This window comes from Enterococcus durans, assembly GCF_002277935.1.
GTDB lineage: Bacteria > Bacillota > Bacilli > Lactobacillales > Enterococcaceae > Enterococcus_B > Enterococcus_B durans.
The window spans coordinates 374512-391309 of sequence record NZ_CP022930.1 but is presented as its reverse complement, the minus strand read 5'-3'; the positions used below and the strand labels follow the sequence as shown (position 1 = coordinate 391309).

The window sequence follows — 16798 nt, the reverse complement described above, 5'->3', positions numbered from 1 at the left end:
TGGTGGTACGCTTAATGTATCAAATAAGAAGCGGAGATGAGATCATGCAAGAATTTTTGGACAAAAAAATTGCTGAAACAAAGAAGGAAATCGACCGTTTGACAACACGCCGACAAGAAGAACTAGGAAATTCCATTAATTTTATTGAAAATGAACTACAAATCGAACGGTTACGAGCACAAGTTGTGGCATATGAATCTGTATTAGAACATTTGGAAGCCTAAATGAGAAGTATCAAGTCATGAGAAATAAGCTGAGAGTGGGACAAAAGTAAGAAACACTTTTGTCCCACTCTTTAAAAACGAATAAACGGTGGGAGCAGAAGCAACTCCTTCGAAAATAAGCCGAAATCCACAAAAATTAGAAAAGCAATTTTCGTTCATTTCTTCTTATTTCTCGGAGTTAAACACTTCTGTCCCAACCTCTTTACAAATTTTTGAGAATCTCGATTTCTTTTCAAAGAGGCTACTATTTCTACTGTTTGATTTAGAAGATGAGTGAAAGGTGAATTTTCCTTTTTCTCATCTTCTTTTTGTTGCAGTCATCACGATTCTGTTATAATGAACAACAAAACATACTAAGATTAGAGGGTAAATTCATCGACGGATGAAATTACCCTCTAACGCTCTTTTAAGCGTATAGTTGGTTGTGAAAGAAAGACCTACCACACTTTCTTGGACTACGAGTCCCAAACAAAAAATGGTCTTCTTCACTGTCATTTTAAAACCTGGTTTAAGTATGTTGGGGCTTCGAGCCCGTGTAAAGGAAATTAGGAACGAAATGAAGCAGTGAAGAATCTTTCAACACTTCTTAGGAGATGAAAATTATGTATGTACTTGCTTTAGATGTCTCAATGGGAAAAAGTTATGTCGTTATTTATCATGAAAATACTTGTCTTTTTGAACAAGAAATTCTTCACGATAAAACACATTTCAATGCACTTCTTCAAGAAATTTATGCTCTTCCAGAACGACCACAAATCGTTTTTGAAGCAACGGGGGTTTATTCAAGAGTCATTGAAACTTTTTGTCAAAAGAATCATTTCGCCTATTGTTTATTAAACCCTTTAGAAGCGAAAAGACAACTGAATATTGACTTACGTTCAGTCAAAACGGATAAACGAGATGCCCATCGACTGGCACAAACACACGGTCAATTTTTGCGGAAACAAAAACAATCTCAAACAGAAGTCTATAAACAAACACGCGATTTTGCACGCTTTTATCAACAAATTGAAAGGGACATTAAACGCACGAGAATGAACCTGCATACCGCTTTACAATTGACTTTCCCAGAATTGGAAACACTTTTCACGAACAGGTTATCAAAACTCGCCTTGAATCTTGTCGAACTTTTCCCCCACCCTGATTACTTGGCACACTTAAGCCAAACTAAGGTAAAAAATGTGTTAAAGAAAAATACGGATAAAAAAATCTCCGATCAAAAAGCCTTGGCTAAAGCACAAACCTTACTTTCACTTGCGCAAAATTCTTATCCAGCTGAATCTGGACAAAGTATTTCTGTTCAAAAAGTCGTGTATTATGCCCAACAATTGAAACAATTGCTTGTAACAAAAGAACAACTCGCCAAACAGCTAGTTGACATTGCGAAACAAACAATAGAATTTGATTTCTATCAAAGTATCCCTGGAATTGGTGAACTTTCTGCAGGACTCATTATTGGTGAATTAGGGGATATTCGGCGTTTTTCTTCTCATAAGCAATTGAATGCTTTCGTCGGTGTTGATACCAGAAGATATCAATCTGGAAAATATACAGCCAAAGAACACATGAATAAACATGGGAATCCGAAGGCCCGAAAAAATTTGTATTTTATTATGATGAACATGATTCGACAACAAGCGGCGGGGCCCAATCATCTTGTGGACTATTACTATAAACTAAAAACGCAACCTTCGCCCAAAAAGCATAAGGTTGCGCTCGTCGCCTGCATCAACAAGCTCTTGAAATGTCTCCATTCGATGGTACGACATTCAAGTCCGTATGATTACTCATACACGGCCTCTAACGACCAATAAGGAATATATCCTTACCTAGAATTATAGCATACCTAATAAAAAAATTTCTAATTTATTAGGCTTATTTCGTATACTTTTTTCTTGATAAAAACCAATAGAAAAAAGTACTTGACTAAACGTAGGAAAGAAAGGGGAGCATGGATGAAAGAACGATTTATTGCCCCAAACGCCACTGTTGTCGGTGATGTTGGACTTGGGGAAGGAGTAACTGTTTGGTATCAAGCAGTTGTACGTGGTGACAGTAACACGATCAAGATTGGGTCAAACACTAATATTCAAGATGGCACGATCATTCATGTGGATCATGATGCACCTGTCGAAGTCGCTGAAAATGTGACTATTGGGCACCAATGTTTGCTGCATGGCTGTACGATTGAAAAAGGGGCACTGATCGGCATGGGTTCCACGATTTTGAATCATGCAGTGATTGGAGAAAATAGCTTGATCGGCGCTGGATCGCTAGTAACGGAAGGAAAAGTCATCCCACCCAATGTATTGGCTTTTGGCCGACCAGCCAAAGTGATCCGCCCGCTTACGGAAGAAGAGATCGAAAAGAATAGGCAAAATATCCAGCATTATGTCGATCTAGGAGAAAAATACCTGAAAGGCGAGTTCGATCAGATACAATAGCATGAAGATTCTTTGGGAGTCTACTTTTGACTGCCTTGTCTAACGGATAAAAAATGTTTTTCTTCTGGATAAACAAAACGAGCCGAATAACGGAAAAACTACCTAGATAGTTTTCGTTATTCGGCTCGTTTGTTGTACGAATTTTTTAGGCACGGAACTTATTCAGCACTCTCCGATTAATTTAAAGAAGCACTGTTTTCCATTACTTCATCAATCAAACCGTATGCTTTTGCTTGTTCAGCAGTCATATAGTTGTCACGATCTGTATCTTTTTCGATTACTTCAAGTGGTTGACCAGTACGTTCAGCCAAGATTTTATTTAAGCGTTCACGAGTTTGTAAAATGTGACGCGCTGCAATCTCGATTTCTGTTGCTTGTCCTTGTGCTCCGCCAAGAGGTTGATGGATCATGATTTCAGCGTTTGGTAAAGCAAAACGTTTGCCTTTTTTCCCAGCTGTAAGTAAGAAGCTACCCATAGAAGCAGCCATACCCATAACGATTGTTTGGACATCTGCTTTCACGAAGTTCATCGTATCGTAGATCGCCATACCAGCTGTAACAGATCCACCAGGTGAGTTGATGTATAGATAGATGTCTTTTTCAGAATCTTGCGCATCTAGGAAAAGTAATTGAGCGATGATTGAATTTGCTAAATCATCTGTTACTTGTCCACTCAGCATGATGATCCGGTCTTTTAATAGACGAGAATAAATATCGTAGGCTCTTTCGCCACGAGAGGATTGTTCGATAACTGTAGGGATTAAATTCATAATAAGGTTCCTCCTTGATTTCTTTAGAAATAGTGTAACATAAATTGATTTCTAATACCTAGAATGTAGTATACATTTTTGGTCAATAAAGGTCAAATAAAAAACTTTGGCGAAATAGGTCTATCATATGAATTTATGTTATGATAAAAATTGAAATGCAAAACAAGGAGGAATACGAATTGGTAGTTGGTATCGTAGGCTTTATTGGCGTCTTATTAGGTGCTATCATCGTATATATAGGAATGGCTATCCAAATGCGCCATCTTGAAAATAAAGAACAGCGAAGACGTGAATTAGAGTTGAAAGTCAAAGAAATAGAAACGTTGAATCAATTAAATAAAAAAATCAATGAGATATTGCAAAAAAGAGCGACCTTATTAGATGAATATGTTAGTTTTGATGCATTCGATGATTGCTATATCACGATCGATGATTTTGCTTATTTACAGTCTTTCTCCGCTCAAAATAATTTTTACCTACCGAACTATATCTTGGACGAGTTGTTTAAAAATATCGCCCATCGAAAAGTCATTCTTTCTCCAGATGAAACAATGAAAATCGGAGGATATGCGTATAAAGGTGGACGGGTCATTTTGGAAAATTTCACCGATAACTTAAATGAAATGATCATTGAAAAAAAAGCACAATTAAAGAATGTCACAAGACAACCAATCGGCTTTTTCTCAAAAGATGATGTATGGAGCTAGTAGTCTGTGGAATGCTATTCTCATGAAAATGGCGAAACAAATAATGAGATAAAGCTGAGGCCGAGACAAAAGTCGTTAAGGTTTGAGAAATTGAAGAGAAAAACGAACAATACGTTTTTTGTATTGCTCGTTTTTTTTGAACCTGACTTTTGGACGCCGTTTATTCGAGAGTCTGTAGCAAACCTGATTTTTAGAGTTGTCCCACATTTGTTTTATTTGGTTTGCTACAAGTGATGTGAGTTGATAGTTGCTATATCAATTGGTGTTTCTTCACATATGGATAGGATAAATCACAGTTGTCACTACTTTTTCCTGTGTTACAATAAAGTGGATCGGAGTGAAGTGATATGGTACAGATTTTTGCCCATCGAGGTAGTAGTGGGACGCATCCAGAAAATACATTGCCAGCATTTGCTGAAGCTGTTCGGGTAAATGCAGATGGCATTGAGTTGGATGTCCATTTGACAGAAGATGGCGAGTTGGTCGTGATCCATGACGAAGAGGTGGATCGAACAACCAATGGCAAAGGACTTGTTCGAGAAAAGACACTAGAAGAAATCAAAAAGTTGAATGCGGGTCTGTGGTTCAATGACAAGTTTCCAGCAGCTAAGATTCCGACGTTAAAAGAAGTGTTGGATCTACTCTTGCAAAAGAACTATCGTGGAACAGTGATGATTGAAATCAAAACAGATAAATATGAATATGCAGGCATTGAAGAAAAAGTCTCCAAGCTATTGACCAATAGTGTTTGGCCTTTCCAACATGCGTATTGCAGTTTCAATATAGATTCTTTAAAGCGGTTATCTCTTTTAGAAACCGATGTACAGCTAGACCTATTATTAAGTAGCTCGCAGAAAAAAGTGACCTTAGGCAAAAATACAACTTATTTAGAAGGAATCCATCCCAAAGTTGATTGGTACTTTTCCAATCTGGAAGAAGTCCAAGCCTTTCCTAAGGCAATCAGATGTTGGACGATCAATGAAGAAGCACAAATGATCCAATGTTTCAATCAGCCGATGGATGCAATCATCACGGATTTTCCTGAAAGAGCAATAAGACTAAAACAATCAATGAAAAAGTAGGATAACGATGGAAAAAGTACTTGTGATCGTCGGACCCACAGCGGTCGGGAAAACCGCCCTTAGTGTGGAGTTGGCAAAAAAATTCAATGGAGAGATCATTAGTGGAGACTCTCTGCAAATCTATAAAAAACTTGATATTGGAACTGCAAAAATCAGTACTTCAGAGATGAGTGGGATTCCCCATCATTTGATCGATGTGATCGAACCAACAGATAATTATTCTGTAGCAGACTTCCAAAAGGCTGGTAGACAGCTGATTACTGAAATAACTGAGAGAGGGCATCTACCGATCATTGCTGGTGGGACAGGACTCTATATTCAATCGTTGCTTTATGATTACCAGCTGGGAGCAAAAGAAGAAGTGGTGTCTGATGTTCGAAAAAAATATGAAGAGTTGGCTGGAAAAATCGGGAAAAAACAGTTATGGGAGTATTTAAAAGAAAAAGATCCATTGGCAGCTGAAAAGATCCATTGGAACAATCAAAGAAAAGTCATCCGTGCTTTAGAAGTGTTTGAAGTAACTGGTTATAGTATCATGACACCAAAAGAAAAACCGCAATGCTTATATGAATATTGTATGATCGGGCTAGATACAGACAGGAAACTTCTGTATCAACGAATTGATCAGCGAGTGGACCAAATGATCGCAGCGGGGTTGGTTGACGAAGCACGCTTTGTTTACAGCTTGGGTGAGATACAGGCAAGCCAGGGGATCGGCTACAAAGAATTGTACCCCTATTTTAAAGGAGAAATAACCTTGGAAGAAGCTGTTGAACAAATCAAACAGAACTCAAGACGTTACGCAAAACGACAATTGACTTGGTTTCGTAATCGGCTAAAAGCGCAATGGTTTGACTTGTTAGAACAGCCAAAGCAACAAGAAGAGATCGAGCGAGTGATCAAAAAGTGGCTGGAGGAAAAATAGATGGAAAATGGACAGGAAAAAGTCATCATCGTGGGCGTTGAAACAGAAGAAAATCAACGCTATTTTGAAGAATCAATGACTGAGTTAAGTAAGCTGACCATGACAGCTTCTGGGAAAGTGGTATTCACATTGACACAAAAAAGACCACAAGTAGATCGGCAAACGATCATTGGAAAAGGGAAGTTGCAAGAATTGATCCAACAAGCAGATGCTTACGAAGCAGACCTCATCATCTTCAATCATGAAATGACTCCTAGACAAAGTCAATTAGTAGGTGAAGCAGTCGGTCTTCCTGTCATTGATCGGGTACAATTGATCCTAGATATTTTTGCGATGCGGGCACGCTCGAAAGAAGGGAAGCTGCAGGTCGAGCTGGCACAATTAGAATATCTTTTGCCACGTTTAGCTGGTCAAGGAAAGTCGATGTCAAGACTTGGGGGCGGAATTGGAACAAGAGGACCAGGGGAAACAAAACTGGAAACAGATCGCCGTCACATCCGCAACAAAATTCTAGGAGTCAAGCGTGAATTGAAGGCAGTAGAAGCACATCGGGAAAGGAGCAGACAAAAACGTCAGACGGGTGAGGTTTTTCAGATTGGTTTGATCGGCTATACAAATGCTGGGAAATCAACGATATTAAATCTTCTCACACAAGCAGATACGTATTCTAAAGACCAATTGTTTGCGACGCTGGACCCATTAACTAAAAAATGGCGGTTCGCTGAAGGGTTTGAAATCACTGTGACAGATACAGTTGGATTCATTCAGGATTTGCCTACGCAGCTGATTGATGCTTTTCATTCGACACTAGAAGAAAGTCAAAACATGGATCTATTGTTACACGTGGTAGATGCAAGTTCGCCAGATCGAACGTTACAAGAACAAACTGTATTACAGTTGATGGAAGAATTAAAAATGAACGAAATGCCTGTATTGACGGTATATAATAAAGCGGATCAGATCGACCCCGCTCTCTTTACGCCGACACTATTCCCGAATGTATTGATCTCTGCTCAAAGTGTGGAAGGCAAAGACCAATTGATTACTGGGATAAAACGCCAGCTGATGGAATTGCTAGAACCTTACACACTACTTGTTGCAAGTGACGAGGGTCAGAAATTGAGTGCGTTACGTCGACAAACGCTTGTATTGAGTGAACACTTTATTGAAGCCCAAAATAGCTACGAAGTAAGAGGTTTTGCTAAAAAAACATCAAAATGGTTAAAAATAGAATAAATTTCAGTTATTTATTTATTTCTATTTATTATATTAATAAGGACACGGATATCTAAAAAAAGATATCTGTGTTTTTTTATAAAAAAATCGAAGTTTCATGTTAGGAAATGTAACATAGGTGATTGACAAGCTTTTTAGTGATTGGTATACTTTACACAACTTATGAAACGAAAGGGGACGTCTGATGGGAGAAAAGGAATTGCGCCGATCAATGTCAGTATTTCCAATTGGTACAGTGATGAAATTAACTGATTTATCCGCGCGACAAATTCGCTACTATGAAGAGCAAGATTTTGTTCATCCTGAAAGAAGCGAAGGAAATCGCCGTATGTATTCATTGAATGACATTGATATATTGTTAGAAATCAAAGATTATCTTTCTGATGGGCTGAATATGGCTGGGATCAAGCGAGTGTATGAAATGGCTCAAGCGAAAAAACAGGAAGAAAAAAGTAAGAAGCCACTGACTGACCATGACGTTCGCCAAATTTTTCGTGATGAGATCTTGGCGCAGGGCGGATTAAGCAAAACAGGGCATTATCAGTCACAAGGAATGCAGAGACAATTTTTTGACTGAATGAAATAGACAAAAAAAGGAAGAGGGATATCATGGTAAAGAAACAGATAACAGGCGAGGAAATTAAACGAATCATCGAAGAGGAGAATGTTCGCTTTTTAAGATTGATGTTCACTGATATTTTAGGAACAATCAAAAACGTAGAAGTACCAGTTAGCCAAATTGACAAAGTTATAGAAAACAAAATGATGTTTGATGGTTCTTCTATTGAAGGATTTGTACGTATCGAAGAAAGTGATATGTATTTGTATCCTGATCTTTCAACTTGGATGATCTTCCCTTGGGAAAGCGATCATGGAAAAGTTGCTCGTTTGATCTGTGATATCTATAATCCAGACGGCACACCATTTGCAGGGGACCCACGTGGAAACTTGAAACGTTCACTAAAAGATATGCGTAACCTTGGATTTACCTCTTTCAACTTAGGACCAGAACCAGAATTCTTCTTATTCAAATTAGACGAAGACGGTGAGATTACAACTACTTTAAATGATAAAGGTGGTTATTTCGATTTCGCTCCTACAGATTTAGGCGAAAACTGCCGTCGTGATATCGTATTGGAATTAGAAAGCTTAGGATTTGAAGTAGAAGCTTCTCACCATGAAGTTGCTCCTGGCCAACATGAAATCGACTTTAAATATGCTGATGTTGTAGACGCCTGTGACAATATCCAAACATTCAAATTAGTCGTAAAAACAATCGCTCGCAAACACGGATTACATGCAACCTTTATGCCTAAACCACTATTCGGTATCAATGGTTCAGGTATGCACTGCAACATGTCTTTATTCAATGAAGAAGGCAATGCTTTCTACGATAAAGACGGCGATTTAGAGCTTAGCCAAACAGCATACCATTTCTTAGGTGGCTTATTGAAACACGCTCGCGCATATACAGCTGTATGTAACCCAACAGTGAACTCATACAAACGTTTAGTTCCTGGCTATGAAGCACCTGTATATGTTGCTTGGAGTGGACGCAACCGTTCACCACTAGTCCGTGTTCCAGAATCACGTGGCTTGTCTACTCGTTTAGAATTGCGTTCAGTAGATCCTTCTGCTAATCCTTACTTAGCAATGGCTGTTTTACTTCAAGCTGGTTTAGATGGTATCCGCAATGAAATCACTCCTCCAGCTGCAGTTGACCGCAATATCTATGTAATGGATGAAGACGAACGTGCAGAAGCACATATTTTAGATTTACCATCAACTATCCACAATGCTATCAAAGAATTACGTAAAGACGAAGTAATGATCGACGCATTAGGCCAACACATCTTCGCAAACTTTGTAGAAGCCAAACGTTTAGAATGGGCTGCATTCAGACAAACCGTTTCAGAATGGGAAAGAGAACAATATCTAGAATTGTACTAAAAACAGGAAAGAAAGAAGCGTAAGGTAAAACTGACGCTTCTTTCTTTGCTATTTTACTCGTTTTTTGAGGTCATCTCTTGAAAAGTGGATTTGCAGAAGTGGCCTCATAGCAATCGTTAGAAAAAATAAAATCAAAATGAAAACGTATTGAATGGAAATGAGTACTTGACTTTCAATAATTCTGAATGTATTATACACCTTGGGCACCCTTTTAAAGGGTCAGAAGTTTGCAGAAATTTTGGCTCCCTATTCTAGTTAGAATAGGGAGCTTTGTTTATTTTCTGAGACTTTTCCTGCAGATAAAACAAGAAGGAGTTTTTGAACTTATGACAAAATACATTTTTGTAACGGGCGGCGTAGTTTCATCGATTGGTAAAGGAATCGTTGCGGCTTCATTAGGTCGTTTGTTGAAAAATCGTGGCTTAAAGGTAACTATCCAGAAATTTGATCCATACATCAACGTGGACCCAGGGACAATGAGCCCATATCAACATGGGGAAGTATTCGTAACAGATGATGGAGCAGAAACTGACTTGGACTTGGGTCACTACGAACGTTTTATCGATATCAATTTGAACAAATACTCCAATGTTACCACAGGAAAAATTTATTCTGAAGTACTTCGTAAAGAGCGTAAAGGGGAATACCTTGGAGCAACAGTACAGGTTATTCCACATATCACGAATGAGATCAAAGAAAAAATCATGCGCGCAGCAAAAATGACGGATTCAGATGTCATTATCACTGAAGTAGGTGGGACCGTTGGCGATATCGAATCTCTACCATTCTTAGAAGCACTACGTCAAATGAAAGCAGATGTCGGTGCGGACAACGTGATGTACGTCCATACAACCCTTATTCCTTACTTAAAAGCTGCCGGTGAAATGAAGACAAAACCTACACAACACAGTGTAAAAGAACTTCGTGGTCTAGGTATCCAACCAAATATCTTAGTTGTGCGTACAGAACAACCAGTTTCACAAAACGTGAAAAATAAATTGGCACAATTTTGTGATGTCGAACCAGAAGCAGTCATTGAATCTCCAGATGTAGATACACTTTATTCGATCCCATTGCTTTTACAAAAACAAGGCATGGATCGTATCGTTTGCGAACACTTGAAATTAGACACACCAGAAGCAGATATGACTGAATGGAAAGAATTAGAAGAAAAAGTATTGAATCTGAAGAAAAAAGTGCGTATTGCGTTAGTAGGAAAATACGTTGAACTTCCAGATGCCTACATTTCTGTAGTGGAAGCATTGAAACATTCTGGTTTTGCGTTTGATGCTGATATCGAATTGGAATGGATCAAATCACAAGATCTAACAAGAGAAAATGTAGAGGAACGTTTGAAAGATGCTGATGGAATCCTAGTTCCTGGCGGATTTGGTGATCGCGGTCTTGAAGGTAAGATCGAAGCTATCCGCTATGCCCGTGAAAATGATGTGCCATTTTTAGGTATCTGCTTAGGAATGCAAATGGCATGTGTGGAATTCGCTCGTAATGTAGTTGGGTTAGAAGATGCAGCCTCTGCTGAAACAAATCCGGATACAGCTAATAACATCATCGACTTGATGGCAGACCAAGAAAATATCGAAAACCTTGGTGGAACACTACGTTTAGGCCTTTACCCATGCAAGATCAAAAAAGGAACGACAACAGCGACAGCCTATGATGGAGAAGATGTTGTTCAAGAACGTCACCGTCATCGTTATGAATTCAACAATAAATATCGTCAATTATTCGAAGAAAACGGCTTGGTATTCTCAGGGGTATCACCAGACAATCGTTTGGTTGAAATCGTAGAATTGACAGATAAAAAATTCTTTGTGGGTTGCCAATTCCATCCAGAATTGATTTCTCGTCCAAACCGTCCACAAAAACTGATCAAAGCATTTGTTGGCGCTGCGTTATCTGAACGTGAAGGAAAATAAAAAAGCTTTTTAGAAAGCGTAATGAACGAGGTCAAGACAAAAGTCGTTTAGGTTTGAGAAATTGGAGAACAAAACGAACAATACGTTTTTTGTATTGTTCGTTTTCTTTTGATTTCCGAAAAAACTGATTTTCGGACACCATCAATTCGAAATTAAAGTCTGCAGCAAAACTGTTTTTTAGATTTGTCCTACATTCGTTCTACATATGAACAAGCGGTGGGATCAGAAGCAACTTCTTCACAAATAAGCCGAAATTCATAAAAATCTTAAAAAGTAAATTTCGTGAATTTTTGTTTATTTATCGAAGTAAAATACTTCTGTTCCGCCCTTTTTATATTTTGTTATTGATTGCCTTAAAAGAGTGGATGGATAAACCAGTTTTTCACATTTATAACGAGTAGAAGTCTTATTTTTTACAAAAAACTTCTTGAAAATTTTCATTTTCGGTGATTTTAGTAGAAAACTACCGAAATGTTTGGTAAAATAGGTTCGTTGGTTAAGAATAGTCTTAACAAATTTAGTTTTACAAAAATTAGGAGGAATTTATTATGCCAGTAGTATCAGGAGCTGAATTTTTAAAAGCTGCTCGTAAAGGCGGTTACGCTGTCGGCGGATTCAACACAAACAACTTAGAATGGACTCAAGCAATCCTTGAAGCAGCTGAAGCTAAACAAGCACCAGTACTTATCCAAACTTCAATGGGTGCAGCTAAATACATGGGTGGTTACAAAATCTGTAAAGATTTGATCACTGATTTAGTTGAAACAATGAACATCACTGTTCCAGTTGCAATCCACTTAGACCACGGTGACTACGAAGCTGCTTTAGAATGTATCGAATTAGGCTATACTTCAGTTATGTTCGACGGTTCTCATCTACCATTTGAAGAAAACTTGAAATTAGCTAAAGACGTTGTTGAAAAAGCACATGCAAAAGGAATCTCTGTAGAATGTGAAGTTGGTTCAATCGGCGGCGAAGAAGATGGAATCATCGGTAACGGCGAATTAGCAGATATCGAAGAATGTAAACAAATGGTTGCTACAGGTATCGATTACTTAGCATGCGGTATCGGTAACATCCACGGACAATATCCTGAAAACTGGAAAGGATTAGCATTTGATCATTTACAAGCAATTGCTGATGCTGTAGGTCCAGATATGCCTTTAGTATTACATGGCGGATCAGGTATTCCTCAAGACCAAATCGAAAAAGCTATCTCAATGGGTATCTCAAAAGTAAATGTTAACACTGAATTCCAATTATCATTTGCTGCTGCTACTCGTGAATATATCGAAGCTGGTAAAGACCGCGAAGGTAAAGGATTTGACCCTCGTAAATTATTAGCACCAGGTAAAGCTGCAATCATCAAAGATGCAGAAGCTCATATCGACTGGTTCGGTTCAGCTAACAAAGCTTAATTTCAAAAAAATTAAGAATACCGCAAAATGGGGTTTCCCGTTTTGCGGTTTTTTGTTTTGGAGAATGAATCAAATGAGTAACTAGGAGAGGCTGGTACAGAAGTGTTTAACTCCGAGAAATAAAAAGAAATCAACGAAAATTGTTTTTCAAATTTTTGTGGATTTCGGCTTATTTAAGAAGGAGTTGCTTCTGCTCCCGCCGTTTATTCGTTTTAAAGAATGAGACAAAAGTGTTTCTTACTTTTGTCCCACACTCATAAATTCACACACTTTTATTAAATCAAATCAACGAAACTCGTTTCTTTTTTTCATCTATGATAAAATACAAGCATATGCAATAAATTTGAACAATTACAAGGTGGAAATCAATGAAAAAAATCATAATCAATGGAAATCGCCCGCTTACTGGTGAAGTAACGATCAGTGGTGCAAAAAATAGCGCAGTTGCGTTGATTCCAGCAGCTATTTTAGCAGATTCTCCAGTTATTCTAGAAGGTGTACCTGATATTCAAGATGTTCATTCGTTAATCGAGATTTTAGAGATCATGGGCGCAAAAGTCCATTTTTCACAAAATGTTTTAGAAATCGATCCCCGAGAAATCGTTTCAGTACCCATGCCAAGTGGGAAAATCAATAGTTTACGCGCTTCTTACTATTTTATGGGTACATTGCTCGGAAAGTTTGGGGAAGCAGTCGTAGGTCTTCCTGGTGGCTGCTATTTAGGTCCTCGACCAATCGATCTACATGTAAAAGGATTTGAAGCTTTAGGTGCCTCAGTTAGTAATGAGCATGGTGCGATGTATTTACGAACAGATAAACAGTCATTAAAAGGCAATCGCATCTTTATGGATGTTGTATCAGTCGGAGCTACGATCAACGTGATGCTTGCAGCAGTTAAAGCAAAAGGTCAAACAGTGATCGAAAATGCTGCACGTGAACCAGAAATCATCGATGTCGCAACTCTACTGAATAATATGGGCGCAAAAGTCCGCGGTGCAGGTACCGACGTGATTCGGATCGAAGGAGTGGAACAACTTCATGGGTGTCGTCATTTTATGATTCCTGATCGGATCGAAGCAGGCACCTATCTTGCCCTAGCAGCAGCGGTCGGCAACGGGATCAAAGTCAAAAACGTCATCTATGAACATTTAGAAAGTTTTATTGCAAAACTTCAGGAAATCGGTGTGAATATGACGATCAGTGAAGATGAGATCGAAGTCTTTCCATCGAAAAACTTGAAAGCAGCCAACATCATGACCTATCCTTATCCTGGGTTTGCTACGGATCTGCAACAACCACTTACGCCACTCTTATTAATGACAAAAGGGACATCTGAAATCACAGATACCATTTACGCAAAACGAGTAAATCATGTACCGGAATTAGCTCGGATGGGCGCTGATATCTCCGTTGAAGGAAATTTGATCATCACAAATGGACCAAATAAATTGCACGGTGCTGAAGTAGTTGCTTCTGACCTTCGAGCAGGTGCATGTTTAGTCATTGCAGGTTTACTTGCTGAAGGAACAACAACGATTTATAACGTAGAGTATATTTTACGGGGATATGATCATATAATTGAAAAATTGACAGCATTAGGTGCTGAAATTCAAATGGTGGAGGAAGTGGAAGCTGAATGAGTGATTATTTAACGATGGCAGAGCTCGAAAATAAGACGCTGAAAGAAGTATATAATTACGCAAAAGAATTTAAAATTCCTTATTATAGTAAGATGAACAAAAAGGAGTTATCCTTAGCAGTCATTCGTGCACAAGCAGAAGAGCAAGGATTTTATTACATGGAAGGGATATTAGATATCGTCGGTCAAGATGGGTATGGCTTCTTGCGTCCCATCAATTATGGACCGAGTGTAGAAGATATCTATATCTCTGCCTCACAGATCAGACGATTCAGCTTGCGAAATGGGGATAAAGTTGCTGGTAAAGCACGTCCGCCAAAAGAATCTGAACGTTATTATGGATTGATGCACGTTGAAAGCGTTAATGGAAAAGATCCGGAAGAAGCAAAAGAACGGCCTCATTTTCCAGCGCTGACACCTCTTTATCCACAAGAACAACTTCGATTAGAAACAACGCCACAACGCCTTTCTACTAGAATGATCGATATATTTTCTCCAGTAGGGTTCGGTCAACGTGGACTGATCGTAGCTCCTCCAAAAGCTGGAAAAACATCCGTCTTAAAAGAAATTGCTAATGGGATTACAGAAAACCATCCAGAAGTCGAATTGATCGTTCTATTGATCGATGAACGACCAGAAGAAGTGACGGATTTAGAACGCAGTGTCAAAGGAGATGTTGTCTCTTCCACATTTGACTTGCAACCACAAAATCATACAAGAGTTTCTGAATTAGTCTTAGAACGTGCGATGCGTCTAGTAGAAGACAAGCGCGATGTGGTCATCTTGATGGATAGTATCACACGTTTGGCTCGTGCCTACAATTTAGTCGTACCTCCTAGTGGCCGTACACTAAGCGGTGGGATCGATCCAGCAGCTTTATACAAACCAAAGAAATTCTTTGGCGCAGCTAGAAACATCGAAGAAGGTGGTAGCCTGACGATTCTAGCAACCGCATTAGTAGATACCGGTAGTCGTATGGACGATGTCATCTATGAAGAATTCAAAGGAACAGGTAACTTAGAATTGCAACTTTCTCGTGACTTGTCGGAACGCCGGATCTTCCCAGCTATCGACATCAAGAAATCTGGTACTCGTAAAGAAGAACTATTGATGCCAAGCGAACAACTAGAAGAAATCTGGAAACTTCGAAAAAATATGACAGGTGATTCTTTAGAATACACAGAACAATTGATTCGTTTTTTACGAAAAACTAAGAATAATCAGCAATTCTTCAAAGAATTTCAAGATGTATCTTTCAGTAAAAAAAATCAAACAAGAAATCTAAAAAGATAATTGCAACCTTATAAGAAACATGTTAAGATATTACTGTTGTATATCGACAAATCAACTCTGATTCAGCAAATGGGTCAGGGCAAAGGAGCGAAAAAAGCATGAAAGAAAACATCCATCCAGATTACCATCCAGTAGTGTTCATGGATTCAACAACTGGTTTCAAATTCTTGTCAGGATCAACAAAATCTTCACAAGAAACAGTTGAATGGGAAGACGGTAATACATACCCAGTCATCCGTGTCGAAGTAACTTCTGACTCACATCCATTCTATACTGGACGTCAAAAATTCACACAAGCAGACGGACGTGTGGACCGTTTCAACAAAAAATACGGTCTCAAAGACGCAAACGCTGCGGAATAATAAAAACATTGAGCAATCAAGGTTTAGCAGACTTCACTACGGTGGGGTCTGTTTTTTTGTGTTCTATAATAGTGATACTACTTTGGTCTGTGTTTTATTGCGAAAGTTTACGGTAGTGAAGTATATGCATATGTCGATAATTAATATTAAAAAAATAATAAAGAAAACGTTTATTTTATTATTTTAAAATATGATTATAAGTCTATATGAAAGTATTTGTAGCGATTTCGTTTTGATTGATATATAATTCATTTACGAGGTGTTTTTTATGGCTGAAACGATAATGAAAAAAATTGAGAATCGAATTAGAATTAAGCCTAAAGGTACTGTCATTATTCCTTTTCTAGGTTTTTGAAGAGACGAAGTACCGTTGAATAATATCTTTCATGGATAGTTTCTTTTTTAAATCCACGGCAATCGCAAATTTCAACGCTTGAGAAATGTAACAATTTTCCGCTACATAATAGGTTTTCGCTGAAAAAGTATGGTGACATTCTTTACAATAGAATCGTTGTTTGAAAAGGCGTAAGTAAGAAGGTACTTCTTGATAAGGAAGCAGCTGAATACAGCTTTCTTTAAACGAGTGACGAATCACAGAATCAAACCCACAATGTTCACAACGAGGCGGATGGCAGGTTAAAACGCCAGTAAAAACAGTGCACATCCGGCCTTTGATCTTTTGTTTACTCACGGCATCTTTAGAAAAAGAGAGATTCGAATCTTTAATATTTAGTAGTTGTTTGATCATGTTGTCTATGCTTTTTTCTTTAATTTTGATATTCTTATTAGTGGACATTTGGTTTTCCTCCTA

The 16798-nt window shown here is 38.3% G+C and carries 15 protein-coding genes and 1 pseudogene; 14 read left to right on the top strand and 2 right to left on the bottom strand.

Annotation, left to right across the window (positions count from 1 at the left end; translation table 11 throughout):
• Nucleotides 1-44: 44 nt before the first annotated feature.
• The 3 genes from CJZ72_RS01945 to CJZ72_RS01930 all read left to right on the top strand — a co-directional run bounded on the left by CJZ72_RS01945 (nt 45) and on the right by CJZ72_RS01930 (nt 2668).
• The gene (locus CJZ72_RS01945; protein WP_016177331.1) at nt 45-224 is read left to right on the top strand and encodes a hypothetical protein; all 180 of its coding nucleotides are present in this window, start codon (nt 45-47) and stop codon (nt 222-224) included.
• Nucleotides 225-817: 593 nt separating this feature from the next.
• Complete coding sequence (locus tag CJZ72_RS01935) at nt 818-2038, top strand: IS110 family RNA-guided transposase (RefSeq protein WP_095443576.1); 1221 nt, start codon at nt 818-820, stop codon at nt 2036-2038.
• 141 nt (nt 2039-2179) lie between these two features.
• The gene (locus CJZ72_RS01930) at nt 2180-2668 is read left to right on the top strand and encodes a gamma carbonic anhydrase family protein (protein ID WP_081135312.1); all 489 of its coding nucleotides are present in this window, start codon (nt 2180-2182) and stop codon (nt 2666-2668) included.
• Between the two features lie 176 nt (nt 2669-2844).
• On the opposite strand, the gene clpP is transcribed toward CJZ72_RS01930, so the two are convergent.
• Nucleotides 2845-3438 (bottom strand): ATP-dependent Clp endopeptidase proteolytic subunit ClpP, encoded by a 594-nt coding sequence (gene clpP / locus CJZ72_RS01925; RefSeq protein ID WP_005875713.1) that lies wholly within the window; start codon nt 3436-3438, stop codon nt 2845-2847.
• 179 nt (nt 3439-3617) lie between these two features.
• Here clpP and CJZ72_RS01920 point away from each other — a divergent pair, with 179 nt between their 5' ends.
• The 11 genes from CJZ72_RS01920 (at nt 3618) to CJZ72_RS01870 (ending at nt 15987) form a co-directional block, all read left to right on the top strand.
• Nucleotides 3618-4145 (top strand): hypothetical protein, encoded by a 528-nt coding sequence (locus CJZ72_RS01920; RefSeq protein WP_081135309.1) that lies wholly within the window; start codon nt 3618-3620, stop codon nt 4143-4145.
• Nucleotides 4146-4492: 347 nt separating this feature from the next.
• Nucleotides 4493-5227, top strand: a complete 735-nt coding sequence (locus CJZ72_RS01915; protein WP_081135306.1) for a glycerophosphodiester phosphodiesterase — start codon at nt 4493-4495, stop codon at nt 5225-5227.
• 7 nt (nt 5228-5234) lie between these two features.
• Nucleotides 5235-6152: a tRNA (adenosine(37)-N6)-dimethylallyltransferase MiaA gene (gene miaA / locus CJZ72_RS01910; protein ID WP_081135303.1), complete on the top strand. Its 918-nt coding sequence runs from the start codon at nt 5235-5237 to the stop codon at nt 6150-6152.
• Nucleotides 6153-7388 (top strand): GTPase HflX, encoded by a 1236-nt coding sequence (gene hflX, locus CJZ72_RS01905; protein WP_081135300.1) that lies wholly within the window; start codon nt 6153-6155, stop codon nt 7386-7388.
• A 184-nt stretch (nt 7389-7572) separates the two neighbouring features.
• Entirely contained in the window at nt 7573-7965 is a 393-nt protein-coding gene (locus tag CJZ72_RS01900; protein ID WP_005875723.1) for a MerR family transcriptional regulator, read from the top strand.
• A 32-nt stretch (nt 7966-7997) separates the two neighbouring features.
• Nucleotides 7998-9338, top strand: coding sequence for a type I glutamate--ammonia ligase (gene glnA, locus CJZ72_RS01895; protein WP_081135297.1), 1341 nt, complete (start codon nt 7998-8000; stop codon nt 9336-9338).
• 326 nt (nt 9339-9664) lie between these two features.
• Complete coding sequence (locus CJZ72_RS01890; protein WP_081135294.1) at nt 9665-11275, top strand: CTP synthase; 1611 nt, start codon at nt 9665-9667, stop codon at nt 11273-11275.
• A gap of 548 nt (nt 11276-11823) precedes the next feature.
• Nucleotides 11824-12693: a class II fructose-bisphosphate aldolase gene (locus tag CJZ72_RS01885; RefSeq protein ID WP_005875729.1), complete on the top strand. Its 870-nt coding sequence runs from the start codon at nt 11824-11826 to the stop codon at nt 12691-12693.
• A gap of 368 nt (nt 12694-13061) precedes the next feature.
• A complete protein-coding gene (locus CJZ72_RS01880) occupies nt 13062-14333 on the top strand; it encodes a UDP-N-acetylglucosamine 1-carboxyvinyltransferase (protein WP_005875731.1) in 1272 nt (423 codons plus the stop codon).
• Entirely contained in the window at nt 14330-15625 is a 1296-nt protein-coding gene (rho, locus tag CJZ72_RS01875) for a transcription termination factor Rho (protein ID WP_005875733.1), read from the top strand. The genes CJZ72_RS01880 and rho overlap by 4 nt, the downstream gene beginning before the upstream one ends.
• 98 nt (nt 15626-15723) lie before the next feature.
• Nucleotides 15724-15987, top strand: a complete 264-nt coding sequence (locus CJZ72_RS01870; RefSeq protein ID WP_005875735.1) for a type B 50S ribosomal protein L31 — start codon at nt 15724-15726, stop codon at nt 15985-15987.
• Nucleotides 15988-16333: 346 nt separating this feature from the next.
• Here the strand turns inward: CJZ72_RS01870 and CJZ72_RS01865 are convergent.
• Nucleotides 16334-16783, bottom strand: a pseudogene (locus CJZ72_RS01865) (transposase family protein); the annotation flags it as partial.
• Nucleotides 16784-16798: the final 15 nt, after the last annotated feature.